Origin of the sequence: Pseudomonas sp. Z1-29 (genome assembly GCF_051131995.1) — a bacterium.
Lineage (GTDB): Bacteria > Pseudomonadota > Gammaproteobacteria > Pseudomonadales > Pseudomonadaceae > Aquipseudomonas.
Window position 1 is genome coordinate 1,693,768 of the sequence record NZ_CP071645.1, and the last position, 22,960, is coordinate 1,716,727.

General features: G+C 63.1%; 13 protein-coding genes. 6 read left to right on the forward strand and 7 right to left on the reverse strand.

All coding sequences use genetic code 11. The features are described from left to right. Positions 1-13: 13 nt before the first annotated feature. Positions 14-2,173 (reverse strand): type I secretion system permease/ATPase, encoded by a 2,160-nt coding sequence (locus tag J3P84_RS07940; RefSeq protein WP_434629150.1) that lies wholly within the window; start codon positions 2,171-2,173, stop codon positions 14-16. An 18-nt stretch (positions 2,174-2,191) separates the two neighbouring features. Further along, positions 2,192-3,550 carry a TolC family outer membrane protein gene (locus tag J3P84_RS07945; RefSeq protein WP_305499524.1) on the reverse strand — a complete coding sequence of 453 codons (1,359 nt, stop codon included), beginning with the start codon at positions 3,548-3,550 and terminating at the stop codon, positions 2,192-2,194. Between the two features lie 452 nt (positions 3,551-4,002). On the opposite strand from J3P84_RS07945, the gene J3P84_RS07950 reads away from it, so the two are divergent. Then, positions 4,003-11,124 (forward strand): retention module-containing protein, encoded by a 7,122-nt coding sequence (locus tag J3P84_RS07950; protein WP_434629152.1) that lies wholly within the window; start codon positions 4,003-4,005, stop codon positions 11,122-11,124. Between the two features lie 241 nt (positions 11,125-11,365). On the opposite strand, the gene J3P84_RS07955 is transcribed toward J3P84_RS07950, so the two are convergent. Both J3P84_RS07955 and J3P84_RS07960 read right to left on the reverse strand, forming a co-directional pair. Then, positions 11,366-11,764 carry a YbaN family protein gene (locus J3P84_RS07955; RefSeq protein WP_434572566.1) on the reverse strand — a complete coding sequence of 133 codons (399 nt, stop codon included), beginning with the start codon at positions 11,762-11,764 and terminating at the stop codon, positions 11,366-11,368. 8 nt (positions 11,765-11,772) lie between these two features. Continuing rightward, positions 11,773-12,360, reverse strand: a complete 588-nt coding sequence (locus J3P84_RS07960; protein WP_434629155.1) for a UPF0149 family protein — start codon at positions 12,358-12,360, stop codon at positions 11,773-11,775. Between the two features lie 445 nt (positions 12,361-12,805). Here J3P84_RS07960 and recQ point away from each other — a divergent pair, with 445 nt between their 5' ends. From recQ to J3P84_RS07975, 3 genes are all read left to right on the forward strand, one after another. Continuing rightward, a complete protein-coding gene (gene recQ, locus J3P84_RS07965) occupies positions 12,806-14,932 on the forward strand; it encodes a DNA helicase RecQ (RefSeq protein WP_434629157.1) in 2,127 nt (708 codons plus the stop codon). 117 nt (positions 14,933-15,049) lie between these two features. After that, positions 15,050-15,484 carry a MarR family transcriptional regulator gene (locus J3P84_RS07970; protein ID WP_305499533.1) on the forward strand — a complete coding sequence of 145 codons (435 nt, stop codon included), beginning with the start codon at positions 15,050-15,052 and terminating at the stop codon, positions 15,482-15,484. A gap of 119 nt (positions 15,485-15,603) precedes the next feature. After that, positions 15,604-17,604 (forward strand): FimV/HubP family polar landmark protein, encoded by a 2,001-nt coding sequence (locus J3P84_RS07975; protein ID WP_434629160.1) that lies wholly within the window; start codon positions 15,604-15,606, stop codon positions 17,602-17,604. A 104-nt stretch (positions 17,605-17,708) separates the two neighbouring features. On the opposite strand, the gene J3P84_RS07980 is transcribed toward J3P84_RS07975, so the two are convergent. Further along, positions 17,709-19,898 (reverse strand): patatin-like phospholipase family protein, encoded by a 2,190-nt coding sequence (locus J3P84_RS07980; RefSeq protein ID WP_434629162.1) that lies wholly within the window; start codon positions 19,896-19,898, stop codon positions 17,709-17,711. 71 nt (positions 19,899-19,969) lie between these two features. Here J3P84_RS07980 and J3P84_RS07985 point away from each other — a divergent pair, with 71 nt between their 5' ends. Then, entirely contained in the window at positions 19,970-20,257 is a 288-nt protein-coding gene (locus J3P84_RS07985) for a SelT/SelW/SelH family protein (RefSeq protein ID WP_434572572.1), read from the forward strand. 19 nt (positions 20,258-20,276) lie between these two features. Here J3P84_RS07985 and J3P84_RS07990 read toward each other — a convergent pair whose 3' ends face one another. Then, positions 20,277-21,167, reverse strand: a complete 891-nt coding sequence (locus tag J3P84_RS07990) for a DMT family transporter (protein WP_434629164.1) — start codon at positions 21,165-21,167, stop codon at positions 20,277-20,279. Between the two features lie 92 nt (positions 21,168-21,259). Continuing rightward, positions 21,260-22,003: an AraC family transcriptional regulator gene (locus J3P84_RS07995; RefSeq protein ID WP_434629166.1), complete on the reverse strand. Its 744-nt coding sequence runs from the start codon at positions 22,001-22,003 to the stop codon at positions 21,260-21,262. A 135-nt stretch (positions 22,004-22,138) separates the two neighbouring features. Between J3P84_RS07995 and J3P84_RS08000 the strand changes: the two genes are divergently transcribed. After that, a complete protein-coding gene (locus J3P84_RS08000; RefSeq protein ID WP_434572576.1) occupies positions 22,139-22,957 on the forward strand; it encodes a UDP-2,3-diacylglucosamine diphosphatase in 819 nt (272 codons plus the stop codon). Positions 22,958-22,960: the final 3 nt, after the last annotated feature.

Genomic DNA, 22,960 nt, shown 5'->3' on the forward strand with positions numbered 1-22,960 from the left:
TAGTTGGTAACTTTTATACTGCAGCAGACCCCACCCGCCCTTTGCGCAGCGCATCGATCACCGCGTCCTTCGGTCCGTCCGCCACGATCCGTCCGTTTTCCAGCACCACCAGGCGATCCACCAGGCTCAGCATCGAGGTACGGTGGGTGACCAGCAGCACGGTCTTGCCCTGCACATGGGCGTGAAGTTTTTGCCGCAAGGTATCTTCGCTGCTGTTGTCCATGGCGCTGGTGGGTTCATCGAGCAAGAGGATCGGCGGGTCGAGCAGCAGGGCCCGCGCCAGCAGCACGGCCTGGCGCTGGCCTCCGGACAGCAGCTGGCCGCGCTCGCCGACCGGGCGATCGAAGCCTTGCGGGTGCTGGCGCGCCAGTTCGGTCACGCCGGTGAGTTCCGCCACCTCCAGCATGCGGCCGTCGCTGATGTAGCGGGCGCCAAGGGTGAGGTTGTCGCGCAGGCTGCCGGCCAGCAGAGGCAGGTCGTGGGCGACGTAGCCGATCTGTTGACGCAGGTCGGCGACGTCCAGTTGCCGCAGGTCCAGGCCATCGAGCAGCAACTGACCTTCCTGCGGGGCATAAAAACCCATCACCAGGCGCGCCAGGGTGCTTTTGCCCGAGCCGCTGCGGCCGATGATCCCGACGCGCTCGCCAGGCTTGAGGCTGAAACTGACGTTCGCCAACGCCGGGGTACTCTGGCCGTCGTAGTGGAAGGTCACGCCGCTGACATCCAGGGCGCCCTGCAATTGGGTGCGCTCCAGCGGACGCTGGCTGGCGTCGCGCTCCTGGGGCAGGGCCATCAAGGCATCGGTGCTGCGCATGGTGAGCTGGGCTTGCTGGTAGCGAGTGATCAGCCCTGCGATCTGGCCCAGCGGCGCGAGGACCCGGCTGCCGAGCATGTAGGTCGCCACCAGTGCGCCGACGCTGAGGTTGCCGGCAATGATGCTGTAGACGCCGGCGACGATGGTTGCCATGCCGGCCAGTTGTTGCAGGAACAGCGTGCCATTGGTTGCCAGCGCCGAAAGGTTGCGGGCGTGGCTGTCGAGGCGGGTGAGGGCGCCATGAGTGCTTTCCCACTGATGCTGGCGTTCGCTTTCGGCGCTGCAGGCCTTGAGGGTTTCCAGGCCGCCGAGGGTTTCGATCAGCAAGGCCTGGCGCTGGGCGCCGAGGGCCAGGCTTTTCTGCACGGTGTCGCGCAGGCGCGCCTGGATGATCATGGCGAAAACCACGGTGATCGGGAACGCCACCACGGGTATCACCACCAGCCAGCCGCCAAGCAGGCCGATCACCACCAGCATCAGCACGGCAAAGGGCAAGTCGATCAGGCTGGTCAGGGTCACGGCGGTGAGAAATTCCCGCAGGCCCTGGAAGTCATGGATGCTCTGGGCGAAGCCGCCAATGGTTACCGGCTTGGCTTTCATCGCCATGCCGGTGATGCGTTCGAACAGCGTGGCGGAGAGAATCACGTCGGTCTTTTTGCCGGCGCTGTCCAGCAGATGAGCCCGCACGACCCGCAACACCAGTTCGAAGCCGGTGCCAATCAGCAGCCCGACAGCCAGCACCCACAATGTCGACGTGGCCTGGTTCGGCACCACGCGGTCGTAGGTCTGCATTACGAACAGCGGCACCATCAATCCCAGCAAGTTGATCAGAAAGCTCGCCAGGATCGCGTCGCTGTACAGCCAGCGCGACAGTTTCAAGGTGTCACGAAACCAGGCCTCGACTCGCGGGACCAGCGGCGCGCGCAAATCTTCCAATTCGTGGCGCGGTCGGGCGAACAAGGCCTGGCCGCTGTAGTTGGCGGCCAGCTCCTGGCGGCTGACCCATTGTTCGCCGCCATCGGCTTCGCTGGGCAGGATCAGCGCCTGGCCGTCGTCACCCCAGCGGCGCAATATTGCGCAGCGACCTCCGGCCAGAATCAGCATCACCGGCAGATTGAGCGCTGAAATGTCCGCCAGGTCGCGACGCAGCAGCCGCGCCTGCAGACTGGCCCGGGCCGCTGCGCGAGGCAGCAGGTCCAGGCTCAGGCGTTGGTGCGCCATTGGCAACCCGGCGCTGAGGCTGGCGCGGCTGACAGTCGCGCCATGGAGTTTGCAGAGGATCAACAAGCCGTCCAGCAACGGGTCATCGAAGTTCAGGCGCGGGTCGGCGCCGGGGATTACCGGTTCCATGCGGGTCATGTCGATCGCTCCCATGGACTACTTCAGTTCCGGCAGCCGTGCCTGGTTCTTGACTTCGGTCTGGGCGACGGCGTCGGCCGGCAGCACGATCCGCTGTTTGCTCAACAACAGGCCCATGTTCGCCAGCACGCGGTACATGGAGTATTCCTCGGTGTAGCGCACCTCGGTGTAGCGACGGTTGGCGTTGTACAGCTCGTTTTCGCTGTCGAGCAAGTCGAGCAGGGTCCGTTGGCCGAGGCCGAACTGGTCTTGATAAGCGGCACGCACGCGGGCGGTGGTGTCGGCGTACTCACGGGCCGTCGGGGTCTGTTTGCGGGCGTTGAGCATCGCGTTCCAGGCCAGGCGCGTGTCTTCGTTGAGTTGGCGCAGGGCGTTGTTGCGGATGTCCATGGCCTGGTTGATCTGGTGGGCGTTGGAGGCCAGCCGGGCCTTGTCGCTACCACCGCGCAACAGGTTGTAGTTCATCACCACGCCCAGCCGCCAGTTGTTGTCGTGGCCTTCTTCGCCGCCGAGGTTGTTGTTGGCGCCCACCGCCGCTTCCGCATCGAAGCGCGGGTAGAACGGCGATTTCGCCACTTCATACTGGCTTTCGGCGGACTGGATGTCGGCCTGGGCCGATTTCAGGTACGGGTTGTTATCCACCATGCTCTGCTGGGCTTCGCGCAGGTCGACCGGGATTTCGCCCTTGGTCGACGGCGGGGCTTCCAGCTCATCGGGCATGCGCCCGACCACGCTGTAGAAGTTCGCCTCGGCATCGGCCAGGTCGACCTGGGCGGTATCGTAGTTGTTTTCCGCCAGGGCCCGACGGGCATTGGACTGGTCGGAGTCGGCCGTGCTGCCCACCCCACGCTCGGTGCGCAGGCCGATCTGGTCGTTGACGCGCAGGTGCGCCTGCAGGTTGTTCTTGGCCAGGGTTACCAGCTCGCGACGCTTGAGCACTTCCAGGTAGACCTCGATGGTCCGCAGGGCCAGGTCCTGCGCGGTGCCCTGGGCGTAATAGGCGCGGGAGTTGACCACACCCTTGGTGCGTTCCACTTCGTTGGCGGTGTTGAACCCGTCAAAGATCATCTGGCGCAGGCGCAGCTCCGACTGGGTGTAGGTGAGGATATTGGTGTGATGGTTGCCCAGCGCCCGGGTGTTGGTGTTGTCGCTGTAGCCCCGACCATAGCCGGCGTTCAAATCCACCGACGGGAAAAAACCGCCCCGGGCGACCTTGACGTCTTCATTGGCCGACAAACGGCTGTCCACCCGCTGTGCGAGTTCCGGGTGGGTCGCGATGGTGCTCTGTATCGCTTCGGTCAAGGACATGGCCTGCGCTTGAGAAGAGCAGGCCATGGCCAGCAAAACCGCGCTGCAGAGAGGGGTAAGAACGCGCATGGGATGCATCTCCTGAGGTCTGTTGTGCTTCGTTGTCGCCAGAATATTGACGTGTAAAAGATCAAAACCGTTTCAACCTTGTAACAACACAGCTAAGAACATTCCAGGAAAAGCCTAAGAAGAATTTCTCATAATACTTATTCCAAAAAAAACTTATGAGCCAGGAAAAAACCGGCACATTGTTCAACGCGAAAGCCTTTGTATTTAAGGCTCTTGACGGATTACAGACGTCAATAAAAAGTTCCAGATAAATTTCGAAACGATGTGAAGAAGGGCAAAAAGATTTAAAAGTGAGGCGGCATGCGTGACGGTTTTTTGTCGTTGTGGCGAAAATCCGCTACCTTCCGATCTCGCGAAAGCTGGCAGATTTTCCAGATTCTGACGGCCAGCCTGAGTCTCGCTTCTTCACCCAGCACAGGTGCCGACTACGGTTGGCAACGGAGGAAATGCACATGGCAGCGCTCATCGGTACCGTCAGTAAGGTCGTAGGGCAGGTTTTCGCAGAGGCCGCCGGTGGGCTGCGGCGCCCGTTGATCGAAGGTGATCGGTTGTACGCCGGTGAGCACCTGATCACCGGCGCTGAGGGGGCGGTAGCCGTGCATTTGCAGAACGGCCAGGAACTGACCTTGGGCCGCGAAAGTGACCTGACCCTGACCCCGCAGCTGCTCGCCAACCAGGCAGCGCCTGTCGACACGCCCGAAGCGCCAGTGCCAAGTAATGCGCAACTGACCGATGTGCAGCAATTGCAGCAAGCCATCGCCGCCGGCGCCGACCCGACCCAGACGGGCGAGGCCACGGCGGCGGGCGCCGAGGGCGGCAACCCGGGCGGAGTGGGCGGTGGGCACAGCTTTGTGCTGCTGGAGGAGGTAGCCGGGGAGGTTGATCCTCTGATTGGCTTCCCAACCGCCGGGTTCAACGGGATTCCCGAGTTTCCACAACTGGAGCTGGCGGCTGATCCGGACGCCAACGATGGCGATGATGGCGATGGAACCGTGCCGCCGGTCATTCCTGAAACGCCGGACAACCCCGTCACCCTTGATGGCGTGACCGTGGACGGCGGCGAGCTGAGCACCAACGAGGCCAATCTTGCCGACGGTACCGCCAGCAATCCTGGCGCGCTGGTGCAAAGCGGCACCTTCAGCGTTTCCGCTCCCGACGGCTTGAACAGCCTGAGCATCGGCGGTATCAGCGTGATCGCTGGCGGCGTGGCTTCAGGTTTCCCGCAGTCCGTCACCTCGGCGCTGGGCAACACGCTGACCATCACCGGCTATGACCCCGCCACTGGCGTGGTGAGCTACACCTATACCCTGACCGACAACGAAACCCATCCAGCGGGCGGTGGTGCCAATACCATCAGCGAGCAATTCCCGGTCGTGGCCGTCGATAACGACGGCGATACGGCCAACGGAACCCTGGACGTCAACATTACCGACGACGTACCCCAGGCAATCGATGACAGCCACGCCAGCAGCGCATCGGAGACCCTCGTCACCCTCACTGGCAACGTGTTGCCCAACGATGACCAGGGCGCTGATCGCATACCCACCGGCCCCGACAGCGGGCCGATCATCGGCGGCACGTTCACCGGTACCTACGGCACGCTGGTGCTCAACCCCAACGGTACGTACACCTACACCCTGAATACCAGCGACCCGCAATTCGTTGCGTTGCACGGCGGCGGCAACGGCACCGAAACCTTCACCTACACCCTGACCGACGCCGACGGCGACACCAGCACTGCCAACCTGGTGCTGCAAGTGCACAACAACGACGACCCGGTGATCATCAACGGCCTCGACACCGAGGGCGGCGAGCTCACGGTGCAGGAGAAAAACCTCGGCGACGGCAGCAACCCGGACGCCTCGGCGCTGACCCAGAGCGGCACTTTCACCATCACCGCGCTGGACGGCGTGCAAACCCTGAGCGTCGGCGGCATCACTGTGGTCAGCGGTGGCGTCGCCGCCGGTTTCCCGCAATCGATCACCACCGCGCTGGGCAACACCTTGACCGTCACCGGCTTCAACGCCGCCACGGGCGTGGTCAGCTACAGCTACACCTTGCTCGACAACGAAGCGCATCCAAATGCCAACGGCGCGAACAGCCTGGGCGAGCAGTTCAGCGTGGGGGTCACTGATGACAACGGCACCACGGCCACCGGCAACCTGGACGTGAACATCGTCGATGACTTGCCTCAGGCCGTGGACGACAGCAACGCCGGTACTGCCTCGGAAAACAACCTGACCCTGACCGGCAGCGTGCTGCCCAACGACAACCAAGGCGCCGATCAGGTGGCGTCCGGGCCGATTACTCCCGGCACTTTCACCGGCACCTACGGCACGCTGGTGCTCAACGCCGACGGCTCCTACACCTACACGCTCAACCCTGGCGACACCGATTTCAAAGGCCTGCACGGCGGCGGCAACGGCAGCGAAACCTTCACCTACACCCTGACCGACGCCGACGGCGATACCAGCACTGCCAACCTGGTGCTGCAAGTGCACAACAACGATGACCCGGTGATCATCAACGGCCTCGACACCGAGGGCGGCGAGCTCACGGTGCAGGAAAAAAACCTCGGCGACGGCAGCAACCCGGACACCTCGGCGCTGACCCAGAGCGGCACTTTCACCATCACCGCGCTGGACGGCGTGCAAACCCTGAGCGTCGGCGGCATCACTGTGGTCAGCGGTGGCGTCGCTGCGGGTTTCCCGCAATCGATCACCACCGCGCTGGGCAACACCTTGACCGTCACCGGCTTCAACGCCGCCACGGGCGTGGTCAGCTACAGCTACACCTTGCTCGACAACGAAGCGCATCCAAATGCCAACGGCGCGAACAGCCTGGGCGAGCAGTTCAGCGTGGTGGTCACTGATGACAACGGCACCACGGCCACCGGCAACCTGGACGTGAACATTGTCGATGACCTGCCTCAGGCCGTGGACGACAGCAACGCCGGTACTGCCTCGGAAAACAACCTGACCCTGACCGGCAGTGTGCTGCCCAACGACAGCCAAGGCGCCGATCAGGTGGCGTCCGGGCCGATTACTCCCGGCACCTTCACCGGCACCTACGGCACGCTGGTGCTCAACGCCGACGGCTCCTACACCTACACGCTCAACTCTGGCGACACCGATTTCAAAGGCCTGCACGGCGGCGGCAATGGCAGCGAAACCTTCACCTACACCCTGACCGACGCCGACGGCGACACCAGCACTGCCAACCTGGTGCTGCAAGTGCACAACAACGACGACCCGGTGATCATCAACGGCCTCGACACCGAGGGCGGCGAGCTGACGGTGCAGGAGAAAAACCTCGGCGACGGCAGCAACCCGGACGCCTCGGCGCTGGCCCAGAGCGGCACGTTCACCATCACCGCGCTGGACGGCGTGCAGACCCTGAGCGTCGGCGGCATCACTGTGGTCAGCGGTGGCGTCGCCGCCGGTTTCCCGCAATCGATCACCACCGCGTTGGGCAACACCTTGACCGTCACCGGCTTCAACGCCGCCACGGGCGTGGTCAGCTACAGCTACACCTTGCTCGACAACGAAGCGCATGCAAATGCCAACGGCGCGAACAACCTGGGCGAGCAGTTCAGCGTGGTAGTCACCGATGACAACGGCACCACGGCCACCGGTAACCTGGACGTGAACATTGTCGATGACTTGCCCAAGGCCCACGCCGACTCCGCCTCGGTGGAAGAGGGCGCGACGGTCAGCGGCAACGTGCTGAACAACGACGAGGGCGGCGCCGACGGGCCTGCCGCCAGCGGCGCAGTGATCGGCGTACGCGCCGGCAGCGATACATCGACCTCCGCCGTAGGCGGCCTCAACAGCCAGATCAATGGCACCTACGGCTACCTTACCCTGGACGCCAACGGCAACGCGGTCTACCACAGCAACCCGAACGCCGTCAGCGCACCGGGCGCCACCGATGTGTTCACCTATACCGTGCGCGACGCCGATGGCGACGAGAGCACCACGACCATCACCATCGACGTTTATAACAGCTGCCTGGCCGCAACCCCTGACCAGGAAATCCGCGTCTATGAAAAAGCCCTGGATCTCAACCAGGATGGCCAGGACCTGGCCCCCGGCACCGTCACCGGCAGTGCGCCGAATGCCAGCAGTGAAACCGCGAGCGGCAGCCTTGTCGGCTCGGTGACCGGTGCCGTCGGCGCCGTCACCTTCGCCCTGATCGGCAATGCCACTGGCGCCCATGGACAACTGTTGCTCAACCCGGACGGTTCGTACACCTACACCCTGACGTCGCCCGCCACGACAACGCCCGCCGCCAATGATGGTCCGAACGTGTTGAGCGAAAGCTTCACGTACCAAGCTACGGACTCACTCGGTAACAGCGTCACCAGCACCATCGTTATCAACATCGTCGACGATGTGCCCAAGGCGCACTGTGATACCGCGGCGGTGGTGGAGGGCGGGACGGTCAGCGGCAACGTGCTGGATAACGACGTGCTCGGCGCCGATGGTGGCGTGGTGATCGGCGTGCGGTCCGGCAACGATACGTCAAGCCCGGCCAGCGGCGGCCTGAACAGCCAGATCAACGGCACCTACGGCTACCTGACCCTGGATGCCAATGGCAACGCGGTCTATCACAGCAATCCGGACTCCGTTGGCGTACCGGGTGCCACCGATGTATTCACCTACACCGTGCGCGATGCCGATGGGGATGAAAGCACCACGACCATCACCATCGACGTGCACAACAGTTGCCTGGTCGCTGAAACCGATCATGACGTCACCGTTTACGAAAAAGCCCTGGACCTGAAACAGGACGGCCAGGACCTGGCACCCGGCAGCGCCACCGGCAGCGAGCCGGGCAGCACCGGCGAAACCGCCACCGGCACCTTGGTCGGTTCGGTCAGCGGTGCAACCGGCGCCGTGACATTTGCCTTGGTGGGAGACGCCAATGGCGCTCACGGCCAGTTGCTGCTCAACGCCGACGGCTCTTACACCTATACGCTGACCTCGCCGGCGAATACCACGCCGCATGCCAACAATGGCCCGAACGTATTGACCGAAAGCTTCACCTATCAGGCCACCGATTCCCTGGGCAACAGCACCACCGGCAACCTGGTGGTGAGCATCGTCGACGATGTGCCCAAGGCTGTCGCGTCCGAGCGTTCGGTCCCGGCGGTGGAGATCGATTCGAACCTGCTGATCGTGCTCGACGTGTCCGGCAGCATGAAAGACGATTCCGGTGTGCCGGGCCTCTCGCGAATGGACCTGGCCAAACAGGCGATCAGCGCCTTGCTCGACAAATACGACGACATGGGCGACGTGAAAGTCCAGCTTGTGACCTTCAGCGGCAGCGCCACCGGCCAGAGTGCCGTGTGGGTGGACGTGGCAACCGCCAAGACACTGATCGCCGCGCTGAAAGCGCACGGTGATACCAATTACGATGCGGCCGTAGAGATGGCCAAGACGGCGTTCGCAACACCGGGGCAACTGACCGGCGCCCAGAACATTGGCTATTTTTTCTCCGACGGCAAGCCGACCAAGGGCGACATCGGCCCGGCGGACGAGGCCGCGTGGAAGGCCTTCCTCGACGCCAACAGCATCAAGAATTACGCCGTCGGCCTGGGCAGCGGCGCCAGAAACGTCAATCTTGACCCGCTGGCCTACGACGGCAGCACCCACACCAACACCAACGCGGTGGTGGTGACTGACTTGAACCAGCTCAATTCGGTGCTTTCCGGCACGGTGCAAGGTGTGCCGGTTACCGGCAGCCTGTTTGGCGAAGGCGGCTCGTTCGGTGCCGACGGCGGGTTTATCAAAAGCCTGGTGGTGGACGGCACGACCTACAGCTACAACCCCGATGCCAACGGTGGCCAGGGGGCGCTGACCGTCAGCGGCGGGGCCAACCACGGCACCTTCAACACCGCGACCAACACCGTCAGCATCGCCACCGGGCATGACGGCATGCTCGTGGTGAATCTTGATACCGGCGCGTTCAGCTACACCTCCCAGACCACCACCAGCACCTTGATCACCGAGAACATCGGCTACACCCTCAGCGATAACGATGGTGACCTGGCGGGCTCCAACCTGGTGATCAAAGTCCAACCCAACAGCGCTCCGGTGGCGGTCGATGACAACGTCATCACCAACGTGCTCTCGGGCAATATCGTGGTTCCGGGTGAACTGCTGCTGGGCAATGACAGCGACGCCAACGGCGACCCGCTCTCCGCATCACCGACCAGTTTTAATACCGGCTGGGTGGCCAGGGGCGCGGATTTCACCGGCAGCGCCGGTACCGCCAGTTTCACTGGCAACAACGCCCAGTCGATCAGCCTCAACCGCAGTGCCTTCGTCGCCAACACCGCGAGCATGACCGCGGTGCTGGTGGTCAGCGGGGCGCTGGGGGCGGTGTCGAACAACAACGCCAACGATGAAGACCGGCTCAACATCAGCCTCAAGCAAGGCGAAACCCTGACCCTGGATCACAATCTCACGGCCGGTCGCATCGCCATGGAATATTCGCTTAACGGCGGCCCCTTCATCGCAATCAACGACGGCGCCTCGTTCACCGCGGCGGCGGATGGCAATTATCAGATCCACGTCACCAACATTCCCAACCCCGGCAATGGCAACGCCAATGCCTCGGAAAATTACCAACTGACCCTGACCGTCAACTACGCCGGTGCCCAGGACACTACTCCCGATTATCACGGCAGCTACACTGCCAGCGACAACCACGGCGGCAGCGATTCCGCCGGGGTGGGCATCAGCTATCAGGCGGGCCACACCCTGACGGGGACCACGGGCAACGATGTACTGCTGGCCGGCAATGGCAACAACGTGCTCAACGCCGGCGACGGCAACGACATCCTCAGCACCGGCGCGGGCAACAACACCTTGCATGGCGGGGCTGGCGATGACTTGCTCTACAGCAGTGCCGGTAACGACCTGCTCGACGGCGGCACTGGCAACGACACCGCCAGTTATGCCCATGCCACCGGCGGCGTCACGGTAAATCTCGGCCTGCTGGCCGGACAGAACACCCTGGGGGCCGGCACCGACACCCTGGCCGGCATCGAGAACCTGGTCGGTTCGAACTTCAACGACCACCTGACCGGCGACAGCCTGAGCAATCGCATCGACGGCGGCCTCGGCCATGACGTGCTCAACGGCGGTAACGGCGATGACCTGCTGATCGGCGGCCTGGGCAACAACACCCTCACCGGTGGCAACGGCGCCGACACGTTCCAATGGCAGGCGGGCAACAGCGGTCACGACGTCATTACGGATTTCACACCGGGCCTCGACAAACTCGACCTGTCGCAACTGCTGCTGGGCGAGAACGGCAGCGCGGCGTCGCTTGATGACTACCTGCACTTCAGCGTGACCGGCAGTGGAGCCTCGTTGATCACCAGCATCGACGTCAGCAGCACCGCCGGCGCCACGCCGAACCAGACCATCGACCTGGCCGGCGTCAACCTCGCCAGTCACTACGGCGTCACGCCGGGCGCAGGCGGAATGATCGGCGGCGCGGATACCGCGACCATCATCAACGGCATGCTGAACGACCATTCGTTGAAGGTCGACACGGTGTGAGATGAGCTGAAACGACAAAACCCGCCATCTCTGCTCTGGAGATGGCGGGTTTTTAATTTTGGCCCGCATAAAATTTTCCCGGACCCAGGCACCGCTGTTCCCGTGGCGAGGGAGCTTGCTCCCGCTCGGCTGCGCAGCAGTCGTAAAATCGGCAGGCGCGATCTGCCTGGGGAATCGCATCAGCTGATTTCAGGGCGGCTTCGCCTCCCAGCGGGAGCAAGCTCCCTCGCCACAAGGGCATTCAATCAGGTTTGCGCAGCGTCTTCTGCCTGAGGATATACACCGTCACCAGCACCGCGCTGGTCAGCATGAACACCCGCGCCCATGGCAGGGGCACCAGGTAGCACGACAGCAGGATGCTCGCCCACATCAACCCGATAGCGTAGACCTTGCCCTTGAGCGGGATGCCGTTGCCGCTGAGGTAGTCGCCGATCCAGGGGCCGAGGCGCGGATGCTCCACCAGCCAGCGGTAGAAGCGTGGCGAACTGCGGGCGAAGCAGGCCGCGGCCAATAACAGGAAGGGGGTGGTGGGAAGGACGGGAATAAAGATGCCGATGACGCCCAGCACCACGCTCAGCCAGCCGATGGCGAGCAGAGCGTAGCGCAGGATCAGCGGGCGATTGCCGAGGGGCGCAGGCACCCGCTGACTCAGTGGTGGCGCGGCTTGAGGATCGCCGGTTTCTCGTCCGGGGCGTTGCACAGCAGGTACAAGGCGGTCAGCGCTTCGGGGATTTGCACGATCATGTCGTCCATCAGGTTCGCGTCGGCGGCAATGTCGGAAAACTCCGGTTGCTCGTCGAACAGACCGGAACCGACCATGATCGGCAACAGCATTTCGCTGACTTCCTCTTCGGCGGTTTCGAACCAGGCCGCTTCGCGCAGGAACACGCCTTCCATGAAGCCGATGCACCAGCCGCGCAGTTCCGAATCGTCCGGATCGTCGCCCAGGTCCAGCTCGCACGGCAGCTCGAATTCTTCATCGGAAGCCAGTTGGCGGGCGATGTGAGCCTTGAGGCCGACCAGCGTCGCTTCGATTTCGGCGCGTTGGGCTTCGTCGCTGTAGTGCGGTTCTTCGGCGAACAGGGCGTCGATCCATTCACGCTCCGGCACCTGCTCGGAGCAGATCGACAGGGCGGTCAGGTAGCCATGAGCGGCCACGTAATCCAGCGCTTCTTCGTGCAGCTCATCGGCGTCGAGGAAGACTTGCAGGCGGGTCAGTTGCTCAGCGAAGGACATTACAGGCTACCTTGGGGAATAAACAATGCGGGAATTCTAGGCTTTCTTGAGCGCTCAGGCCAGCCGCGTGGTGGATTTGCTTTCTTGCCGGGCTGTACTCATACATTGTGGCGAGGGGATTTATCCCCGCTGGGCTGCAACGCAGCCCCAACGCAGCCGACTCATTACTAGGGATTAGCGCGACTCAAGCAACATGAGGGGCTGCTACGCAACCCAGCGGGGATAAATCCCCTCGCCACAACGGCTGCGTCGCATTCATTTGCGCACTCCCTCAAACCTCCCGTCAGCAACCCCCTTCGCAACGAAGCCCTCGGGTATACTGCCGCGTTTTGTGATGCCCTGCGGCATCCCGGCGGTTCGAAACGCGCACTTACGATTCGCCGGTGCAGCGTTTGTGTTTCTGGACCAGCCTTGCAGGGATGTTTCGGTGATTTTTGGAGTTTTTATGCTCGAACAGGCTCAACGCGTCCTCAAGGACATCTTCGGCTACGACAGTTTTCGTGGCCGCCAGGGTGCCATCATTGAGCGCGTGGCCAGCGGTGGCGATGCCTTGGTGCTCATGCCTACCGGCGGCGGCAAGTCCTTGTGCTTCCAGGTGCCCGCGCTGCTGCGCAACGGCCTCGCGGTGGTGGTATCGCCGCTGATCGCCTTGATGGACGACCAGGTCGCGACCCTCGAGGAATTGGGCGTTGCCGCCGCCGCGTTGAACTCCACGCTGAGCGCCGAGCAGCAGCGGGACCTGGCGGAACGCATCAAGCGCGGTGAAGTGAAAATGCTTTACCTGGCGCCTGAACGTCTCGTGCAGCCGCGCATGCTGGCTTTTCTCCAGAGCCTGGAAATCGCCCTGTTTGCCATCGACGAAGCCCACTGCGTATCCCAATGGGGCCATGACTTCCGTCGTGAATATCTGCAACTGGGGCAATTGGCCGAGCTGTTTCCCGACGTGCCGCGCATCGCCCTGACCGCCACCGCCGACAAACGTACCCGCGAAGAAATCGTCGAGCGCCTGCACCTGCAGAACGCCGAGCGGTTCCTCTCCAGCTTCGACCGCCCGAACATTTTTTACCGCATCGTGCCCAAGGAACAGCCGCGCAAGCAACTGCTGGCGTTCCTCGCCGAGCGCCGCAGCGACGCGGGTATCGTCTATTGCCTGTCGCGCAAGAAAGTCGAGGAGGTGGCGGCGTTTCTCAGCGAGCAAGGTTTCCCGGCATTGCCCTACCATGCTGGGCTGCCCAACGATTTGCGGGCCTATCACCAGAAGCGCTTTCTCAACGAGGAAGGCCTGATCATGGTCGCCACCGTGGCGTTCGGCATGGGTATCGACAAGCCCAACGTACGGTTCGTCGCGCATTTGGATCTGCCCAAGTCCCTGGAGGCCTATTACCAGGAAACCGGCCGTGCCGGTCGTGACGGTTTGCCGGCCGATGCCTGGATGGCCTACGGCCTGCAGGACGTGGTGATGCTCAAGCAGATGCTGCAGAACTCCGAGGGCGATGAGCGCCACAAACGCCTGGAACAACACAAGCTCGACGCGATGCTGTCGCTCTGCGAAGAAACCCGTTGCCGCCGCCAGACTTTGCTGGCCTATTTCGATGAGGACATGCCCGAACCTTGCGGGCACTGCGACAACTGCGTCGACGGCGTGGAGACCTGGGACGCCACTGAGCCGGCCCGCCAGGCGCTGTCGGCCATCTATCGGACGGGCCAGCGTTATGGCGTGGGGCATCTGGTGGACGTGCTGCTGGGCAAGGACAACGAAAAGGTCCGCAGCTTTGGCCATCAGCACCTTTCGGTGTTCGGCGTGGGCAAGGCCCGCACCGAGAGCGAATGGCGCTCGCTGTTCCGGCAGCTGGTGGCGCGCGGCCTGGCCGACATCGACCTGGAAGGTTATGGCGGCCTGCGCCTGAGCGCGACCTGCCGGCCCTTGCTCAAAGGCGAGGTCAGCCTGGAACTGCGTCGCGACCTCAAGCCCGCAACAGCAATCAAGAGCAGCAAGAGCCAGGCCAGCCAACTGGTGCGTGGCGAGGAGCGCGATCAGTGGGAGGCCTTGCGCGCCTTGCGGCGCAAGCTGGCGGAGGAGCATGGCGTGCCGCCCTACGTCATTTTCCCCGACTCGACGTTGCTGGAAATGCTCCGCAGCCAACCGACTTCCCTCGCGGAAATGGCCCGGGTCAGTGGCGTTGGCGCGCGCAAGCTGGAGCGTTACGGCGAGGCTTTCCTCCAGGTGCTCGGCGGCGAAGCCGAAGCGCCAAAAGCCGTGGCCGATGTACGCCACGAACTGATCACGCTGGCTCGTGCCGGCATGACCCCGCTACAGATCGCCGGGCAACTGCAGTGTTCGGAAAAGAATGTCTACACGATGCTGGCCGAGGCGATCGGTCAACAGCAGCTATCCCTGGAGCAGGCGCTGGATTTGCCCGAAGAACTGATGGGCGAAATCCAGGACGCGTTTCTCGACGGCGAGGGTGAATTGCCCGCGGTATCTGACGTTGCCGCGCTGTTTGCAGGCCGCGTTCCGGAAGGCGTCCTGTATTGCGTCAGGGCCGCACTGCAATCGGAATTTGAAGTCTGATCAAATGGTTACGTTCCTTTAACGATTCACTACAGTGCCAGCCTTGCTTGAATCGGAAGCTCATGCTTAGCTGACTAATAATTAGTATTTCTCTATTTAGATTCTGATGAGTTTTTTATGCCTCTAACCGATCAACACCGCTTTGGCATGCAGTTGGCGCAAATGTCCCGGGGCTGGCGAGCCGAGCTGGACCGTCGCCTCGCCGGGCTGGGCCTGTCCCAGGCGCGTTGGCTGGTGCTGCTGCACCTGGCCCGCTTTGAACAGGCGCCGACCCAGCGTGAGCTGGCCCAGAGCGTCGCCGTTGAGGGCCCGACCCTGGCCCGCTTGCTCGATAGCCTGGAAACCCAGGGACTGGTGCAGCGCCAGGCCGTGGCCGAGGACCGCCGCGCCAAGAAAATCGTGCTCTGCGCGCCGGCCTTGCCGCTGATTGAACAGATCGAAACCATTGCCACGCAGCTGCGTCGGGAGTTGTTTGAAGGCGTTGACGAAGAGGATATGCGGGTGTGCATGCGGGTTCACGGCAGAATCCTGGCCAACCTGGAAAAATCCTGAGGCACATCCCTGACACCAGGTTTTTGAGATTCGCCGGTTAGCGAACTATAACCAGTAGTAAGCGTTCCTAATGGAAGCGTTTGCGCCGAGGTTGGTTCTGGTAATCGAAAGGGATGCCCATGCTTGAAAGTCTGCAGTCCACGTTGCGCAACTGGGTCAACGTGTTGATAGTCGTGGGTGCCCTGGGCTTTCCGGCCCTGGCGTCGGCGCTGGGGCTGGGAGAGATCACGCTTCATTCCGCGCTGAACCAGCCGTTGCGCGCCGATATTGCTTTGGTCGATGCGGCCGGCCTGGGCGAGGGGGATTTGTCGGCCAGCCTGGCGAGTCCGGACGATTTCAGTCGCGCCGGGGTGGAGCGGGTATTTTTTCTCAACAGCCTGCGTTTCACGCCGGTGTTGCGCGGCGAGCGCAGCTTCATCCGGGTGACTTCCAGCAAGCCGGTGGAAGAACCCTTCCTCAATTTCCTGGTACAGCTCAACCAGCCTAACGGCCGGGTGCTGCGCGAATACACCGTGCTGATCGATCCGCCGGGCACGCCAGGGATTGTGCCGGCTGTGGACGAGCCTTCCGCTGCGGCCGAAGCGACACCCGCGATGAAGCCGCCACCGGCCACACAAGGCAAGCGCTACACCGTCGTGCAGGGCGACAACCCCTGGATCATCGCCAAGCGCCTGCATGACGCCGGCAGCAATGCCTCTGTCAATGAGCTCATGCAGGGCATCCAGGCGCTGAACCCGGGCAGCGAGCGGCTTTCCATCGGTCAGCGCCTGTTGCTGCCCGACTCGGCCATATTGCCGCCTCCCGCCGCAACCCCTTCAACGCCGGCCTCTGTCGCCCCCGACAGCAATGCCGAGCAACTCGCCGCCACGGTGCTGCAAAACCAGCAACAACAGAAAACCATCGACGAACTTCAAGCCCGGCTTCAGGCCCAGGACGCGGAAATTGCCGGCCAGCGCCAGCAGATCAGCGAGTTGCAGGCGCAACTGGCCCAGGAGCCGCCGGTTGCCGTTGCCGCGCCAGCGGCGCCAGCGGTAAACGTCGAGCCCACTCCGGTGGTCGAGGCGGCGCCGGCCGACGAGGCAGAGGGCATCGATTGGGTGTGGGTAGCGGGGCTGGTGGGGCTGCTGGGGTTGCTCGTCGTGTTGTTGGTTCTTCGCCGTCGGCAACAGCAGGAGCTGGCGGATCCGCAGCCGATGTCCGAGCCTCGCGAATTGATCCTGGACGATGACGAACCCGAAACCTACGGGCAATCGGACGCCGAACGCCCTGAAGTCGCCGCGTCGTTCAATAACGGCGATGCGCCCCTCGGCGATGTGCTCGAAGGGGTGGGAATCTACCTGACCTATGGCCGCTTCACCGAAGCGGCGGGCTTGTTGCGCGCCGCGTTGCTGGCGGAGCCGGAGCGTACCGACCTGGGCCTCAAGTTGCTCGACGTGCTGGGCAAGCAGGGCGATGTCATCGGTTTCCAGGCCCAGGAGAACCACCTGCTGGCCCAGGGTATCGATCGCCAGGCGCTGGAAGAAGTCCGCGGGCGCTACCCGAGGATCTCCATGGTTACCGCGCCCGTTGAGACCTCCCTTGATACGCCGCGTGATACGCCACTTGATGCGCCTGCGCCGACAGAACCCCTGGCACGCATTCCAGAGCCCGAACCGCCCAGTCCCCCCAGCGACGAATTCGAGCTGAAGCTCGATAGCTTGTCCATGGAGAACAGCTGGGACCTGACCGACACCCCGCAGGCAGCCGCTGGACCGAAACCCCTGGAAACCTTCGAAACCGGCACCTTGTCGCTCTCGGGATTCGATGAGCCCGACCTGCAATGGGGCGCGCCTCTGGAAACCGAGTCGTTGGACGATGATTTTCTCGACGGGTTTGCCGACGAAGAGCAGTCGCTGGAGTTGGAGCCGCTGACCGCCGAACCGGAATTCGACTCCCTGTCGCTCGAACCGGTGTCCTTTGAGGCGCAACCCTCGCAGCATTCGGAAAAGCTCGAAGAAGCCCAGAATCGTATCGATGAGGGAGACCTCAAGAGCGCCATCACGCTGCTGGAGGAACTGGTGGAAGAGGGCGACGAGCCGCTCAAGGAAACGGCCCGGGTGCTGCTGGCCGGGATTCGTTGATTACCCCTGTGGGAGCGAGCCTGCTCGCGAAATGGCGGTACAGGGGATCTCCATGGCTGAACCATCTCTTCGCGAGCAGGCTCGCTCCCACAGTTTGAACAGCGCTAGAACGTCTGCCCCAGATTCAGATACACCGCCTGCTCATCATCGTCGTTGAAGCCATAACTGAAGTTGAGTGGCCCCAGCGGCGTGTCGAACCCGAGGAAAATACTGGCGGCGTTGATGTAGCCGCTGTCGAATTCATTGTCGTTGTTCCAGGCCCGGCCGCGCTCCAGCGAACCGCCGACATACAACGGGAAATCCAGCGGCAGGTAGGCGCGCGGCGTGAGCCTGCGGTAGTACACGGCGCGCATCAGGCTCATGTTCTGGCCGGATACCCCGTCTTCACGAAAACCCGACAGCTGTCGGGCGCCGCCGAGGACGAAACTCGACGTCACGACCTCGGCGGTGTCCAGGGTCCGGCCATAACGACCGCCGAGGATGAAGGTATCCGGGCCGCTGCTCAGGGCTTTGTCCAACCTGAATTCCCACTGGCGATAACGCTGGTCGGAACCTAATCCGGGTTCGTACTGGCGCCAGGACAAACCGATGTCTTCCCCTTCGTGGGGGAAGTAGACGTTGTCCAGCGAGTCGAATGAATACTTGAGCTCGTAGAAGCCTTCGTTGAAGTTTTCGCTGGGCTGGTCGTGATCGCCGATGCGCACGTCCGCCTTGCCCCAGGCCTGGCCGACACCGAAGCGGATTTCCCCGCTGTTGCCGATCTGTCGGCCCAGGTTCAAGCCGAAGCCATAGCGCTCGACCCGATACTGGGCGACCGGGTCGTTATCGAGGATCGATTCGACGTTGCGCGATTCGAATTGTCCGTAGGGCGCGATGAAGTAGCGCGAGCCGACGTCCAGCGGCTGGTAGAACTCGCTGTACAATTCCTGCTTGTCGCCGATCTGCGCCCGTGTCAGCCATTCGGCGCCGAGGCGATTGATACCGTTGACCCGGTAGCTGGCACCGAGGTTGAAAGCGCTGTCGCCGCGCATGTCGTCCGACAGGCTCAGGCCCAGGCGCAGGTAGTCCGTGCCGGTGCGTCGGCCCCGGGCGCTGATCACCAGGGTGTTGTCCGCGCCCTTGTGTACTACGCGGTATTGCACCTGCTCGAAATAATCCAGGCCGTACAAGGTGCCCATGTCGGTTTGCAGCCGACCCAGGTCCAACGGCTCGCCGATCTGTTGACGAACGTAATAGCGGATCACGTCGTCGCCGACTTTCGAATCGTTTTCCACCCGTATCGCGGTGATGACCGGCGTGCGTTCGCTGGGGGTGCGCGCCGCCATCAGCTCGGCGTCGGCCGGTTCAGGGCGACGCAGGTGTGCCAGGCGGGCCTCGAGTATCCGGGTGGCGCGGTAACCGGCGTCGATCATCTCCGTGGCGCGGCCGAAATCGGTGGAGCCAAAGCTCGCCAGGGCGGGCTGGATCAGCACGTCGTTGTTTTTCAGCGTCGCCAGTTGTTCTTCCGAGTTGCGCCGGGTCATCAGGGTGGTCGACTGATTCAGCACATCCACCACCGTGACCAATTGCTTGCGGTTGCGCAGCGGCGTGCCGATATCAACGACGATGGCCATGTCCACGCCCATTTCCCGGGCCACGTCCAAGGGAATGTTGTCGCTCATGCCGCCGTCCACCAGCAGTCGCCCGTCCAGTTCCACCGGGGCGAACACCGCCGGGATCGACATGCTGGCACGGATCACCTTGGGCAGGTGGCCCTTGCGGAACACGACTTTTTCGCCAGTGGCGATGTCGGTCGCCACGGCGCGGAAGGGGATTGGCAGCTTGTCGAAATCCCGGGTATCGCTGGCGTGGGCCAGCAGGCTTTCCAGGAGCAGGGCCAGGTTCTGTCCCTGGATCACGCCCAATGGCAGGCCGAGGCTGCCGTCGTCGCGAAAGCTCAGCTTCTGCTTGACCAGGAAATCCCGGTCATCCTGCTTGCGCCGGAAGGGCACGTCCTTGCGCGGCGGGGCATCGGACAGCGCCTGCTGCCAGTCGATGCCCAGGGCGAGTTTCTCCAGCTCGTCGATCTTGTACCCGGAGGCGTATAGACCGCCGATCACCGCGCCCATGCTGGTGCCGGCGATCGCGTCGATCCTGATGCCTTGTTCTTCCAGGGCTTTGAGCACGCCAATATGCGCCAGCCCACGGGCCGCGCCGCCGGAAAGTACCAGGCCGATTTTCGGTCGCGGCGCTTCGACCGCGTTGGCGAACAGGGGCAGCAGTAACAGGAGCAGGCATGGCAGCAGGCGGCGCATCGTCAATCTCGGGGCAGGCGGTCAAAGGCGAGTAGTATAACGACGCCTTTGACCGCAGGAGCTCACCCGCAATGACCGCTCACAAACCGGAAGTCGTCATCACTTACTGCACGCAGTGCCAATGGTTGCTGCGCGCCGCCTGGCTGGCCCAGGAGTTGCTCAGCACGTTTGGCGACGACTTGGGCAAGGTGTCCCTGGTGCCGGGCACCGGCGGGGTGTTCCATATCAGCTGTGACGGTACGCAGGTCTGGGAGCGCAAGGCTGACGGCGGTTTTCCCGAGGCCAAGGTCCTCAAGCAGCGGGTCCGCGACCGGATCGACCCGGAGCGCGACCTGGGGCACAACGACCGGGTTCAGTGACTCGTTTCAGTCACCTGGCTCAGTGAGACGAGGCCTGGGCGCCGGCGCTGGATTTTTTCGTGCCGTCGAGCTGGCTCGACACCACAATCGCAACGATGATCAGCACGCCACCGAGCAGCATGCGCAGCGTCGGGTTTTCATCGAACAGCAGCCAGGCAATGGTAATGCCGTAGACCGGTTCCATGGCGAACACTACCGCCGCGGTGCGCGCCTTGATCACCGCGAGGCTGGCGACGAACAGGCTGTGGGCCAGGCCGGTGCAGAACACCCCGAGCAGGCCGATCCACAACCAGTCGATGGGGCGCACGTCGCTCAGTTGTGGCGCGGCCGTCGGCAACAGGCATAAGCCCACGACCACGTTCTGGCACAGCGCGGCCTGCACCGGCGGTACGTGCGCGGAGCCGGCGCGATTGGTCAGCGACAACAGCGAGAACAACAGTCCCGAAGCCACGGCCCAGAGCAAACCGGTGGTGGCGCCGCTGGCCAGGTCAAAGTCCGGTGTGACCAGCACCAGGCCGACGCTCACCAGCACCACCAGGAGAATTTCGTTGGCACGGATCCGCTCGCGGAAAATCAGCCCTTCGAGCAATACGGTGAAGGCCGGGAAACTGGCGAACCCCAGGGTGGCGATGGCCACCCCGGCGACTTTTACCGAGATGAAAAAGCTGACCCAGTGTCCGGCCAGCAACAGCCCGCCGAGCAGCAACCGGCGAGCGTCGCGGCCGCGCAGTTTTTGCCAGCGGGTGCGGCTGGCGAACCGGGCAAACACCGCCAGGGCCAGCACGGCGAACACCGCACGGCCAAACACAATGACCGCCGGCGAGGCGGCGGCCAGTTTGCCGAACACGCCGGTCAGGCCAAACATGAGCGCGCCGATGTGCAAGGCGCCGAGGGCGGTACGGGGAGTCATTGCAATCCTTGTTGAGCGGTTGAGCGTCCGGCTATTGAACCCTTTGCCAGCCGTTTCTGTCTGTCGCGAACCTAGCGATTTTTAGCGCGGATCTAGCGCCGAAGCTTGCCCGGCGAAACACCGAACTCGCGCAGCACCGCCGCCGCGAAGGCGCTTTGCGAACTGTAGCCAACCTGATGGGCGATTTCGCCGATAGGCAGGTTTGAGTCTCGCAACAGTCCCACGGCTTTGTGCAGGCGGCGGCTGCGGATGTATTCCATTGGCGTCTGCCCGCATTCAGCGACAAAACGCGCATGCAGGCGCGCGCTGGAAAGCCCGGCGACCCGCGCCAGGTCCGCCACTTGCAGCGGATAGGCCGCGTGCTGGTCGATATGGGCGTCCAGCGCGGCATAGGGCAGGCGCCGGCTGCCGCTCGTTTGCTGGCGGGCGCCGTTGAGGCTGGCCAACAGCAGCACCGCGCCTTGCTGGGCGATCAGCGGATCGTCCACCGGACTGCCCGCGAGCCAACTGACCAACTGGCTCTGCCCCGTATCCAGGGGCAAGCGGATATTGCGGTCGAGCAAGCGCCGGCTGGCATCGGCGTGATCGCCCAGGCATTGCCCGACCCAGTCATCATCAGGCACATCCAGCACCAGGCAACGGCTGCCCTGGGGGCTGCCGCAGGCGTGATGGGCGCCGGCGGGTACCACCACGAAACTCTGCTGCACCACCTGGCTGCCACGCCCTTCGACTTCGAAGTCCAGCGCGCCGGACAAGCCGAACACCAGCTGCGCATGGTCGTGGCTGTGGACAATCAGATCGTGGCTGTAGTGGCGTAGCGTGAGGATCGGTCTCATCGCGGTCTCCCGTGGCAGGCGGCCAGTCTACACCGAGGGCGCGCCGCCTCGCGCTGTCATGCAACCGACGCATTATTGTCATGGGCCATTAACCGCTGGGGTGCACTGTGGTGAAAACGATCAGAGGGTTGCCCAATGACCAGCGCCGAGCTCGCCAGGCCCAGCCGCAAACAGCGTGTCCGCACCCTGTGGATTTCCGACGTTCACCTGGGTACGCGAGATTGCCAGGCCGAGCACCTGTCGCACTTTCTCAAGGGCTATCACGCCGACAAGGTCTATCTGGTGGGCGATATCATCGACGGCTGGAAACTGCGCAGTGGCATGTATTGGCCCCAGGCCCATACCAACGTCATTCGTCGCTTGCTGACCATGAGCAAGCGCGGCACCGAGGTGATCTATGTCACCGGCAACCATGACGAATTCCTGCGACGCTATTCGAAGCTGATCCTGGGCAACATTCAATTGGTCGACGAAGCGGTGCATGTCACCGCCGATGGTCGACACCTGCTGGTGATCCATGGCGACCAGTTCGATGTGATTACCCGTTATCACCGTTGGTTGGCCTTTCTTGGGGATTCGGCCTACGAATTCACCCTGACGCTCAATCGCTGGCTTAATCATTGGCGGGCCCGTTACGGCTACGGTTACTGGTCGCTGTCGGCGTACCTCAAGCACAAGGTCAAGACCGCCGTCAGCTTCATCAGCGACTTTGAAGAAGCCATCGCCCATGAATGCGTGAAGCGTGAACTGCATGGCGTGGTGTGCGGGCACATCCACCATGCCGAGATTCGCACGGTGGGCGGGGTGGAATACCTCAACTGCGGCGATTGGGTCGAGTCGTGCACGGCGCTGATCGAGCATTGGGACGGCTCGATCGAGCTCTATCGCCTGGCGGACGCCCAGGCGCGCGAAGCGCTGGTCAAGGCTGAGTTGAAAGTGACTGAGCCTGCCTGAATT

Excerpts from the sequence above, each read along its gene's own strand:
- J3P84_RS07940 (WP_434629150.1), bottom strand. The coding sequence starts at position 2,173 with ATGACCCGCATGGAACCGGTAATCCCCGGCGCCGACCCGCGCCTGAAC.
- J3P84_RS07945 (WP_305499524.1), bottom strand. The coding sequence starts at position 3,550 with ATGCGCGTTCTTACCCCTCTCTGCAGCGCGGTTTTGCTGGCCATGGCC.
- J3P84_RS07950 (WP_434629152.1), top strand. The coding sequence starts at position 4,003 with ATGGCAGCGCTCATCGGTACCGTCAGTAAGGTCGTAGGGCAGGTTTTC.
- J3P84_RS07960 (WP_434629155.1), bottom strand. The coding sequence starts at position 12,360 with ATGTCCTTCGCTGAGCAACTGACCCGCCTGCAAGTCTTCCTCGACGCC.
- recQ (WP_434629157.1), top strand. The coding sequence starts at position 12,806 with ATGCTCGAACAGGCTCAACGCGTCCTCAAGGACATCTTCGGCTACGAC.
- J3P84_RS07970 (WP_305499533.1), top strand. The coding sequence starts at position 15,050 with ATGCCTCTAACCGATCAACACCGCTTTGGCATGCAGTTGGCGCAAATG.
- J3P84_RS07975 (WP_434629160.1), top strand. The coding sequence starts at position 15,604 with ATGCTTGAAAGTCTGCAGTCCACGTTGCGCAACTGGGTCAACGTGTTG.
- J3P84_RS07980 (WP_434629162.1), bottom strand. The coding sequence starts at position 19,898 with ATGCGCCGCCTGCTGCCATGCCTGCTCCTGTTACTGCTGCCCCTGTTC.
- J3P84_RS07985 (WP_434572572.1), top strand. The coding sequence starts at position 19,970 with ATGACCGCTCACAAACCGGAAGTCGTCATCACTTACTGCACGCAGTGC.
- J3P84_RS07990 (WP_434629164.1), bottom strand. The coding sequence starts at position 21,167 with ATGACTCCCCGTACCGCCCTCGGCGCCTTGCACATCGGCGCGCTCATG.
- J3P84_RS07995 (WP_434629166.1), bottom strand. The coding sequence starts at position 22,003 with ATGAGACCGATCCTCACGCTACGCCACTACAGCCACGATCTGATTGTC.
- J3P84_RS08000 (WP_434572576.1), top strand. The coding sequence starts at position 22,139 with ATGACCAGCGCCGAGCTCGCCAGGCCCAGCCGCAAACAGCGTGTCCGC.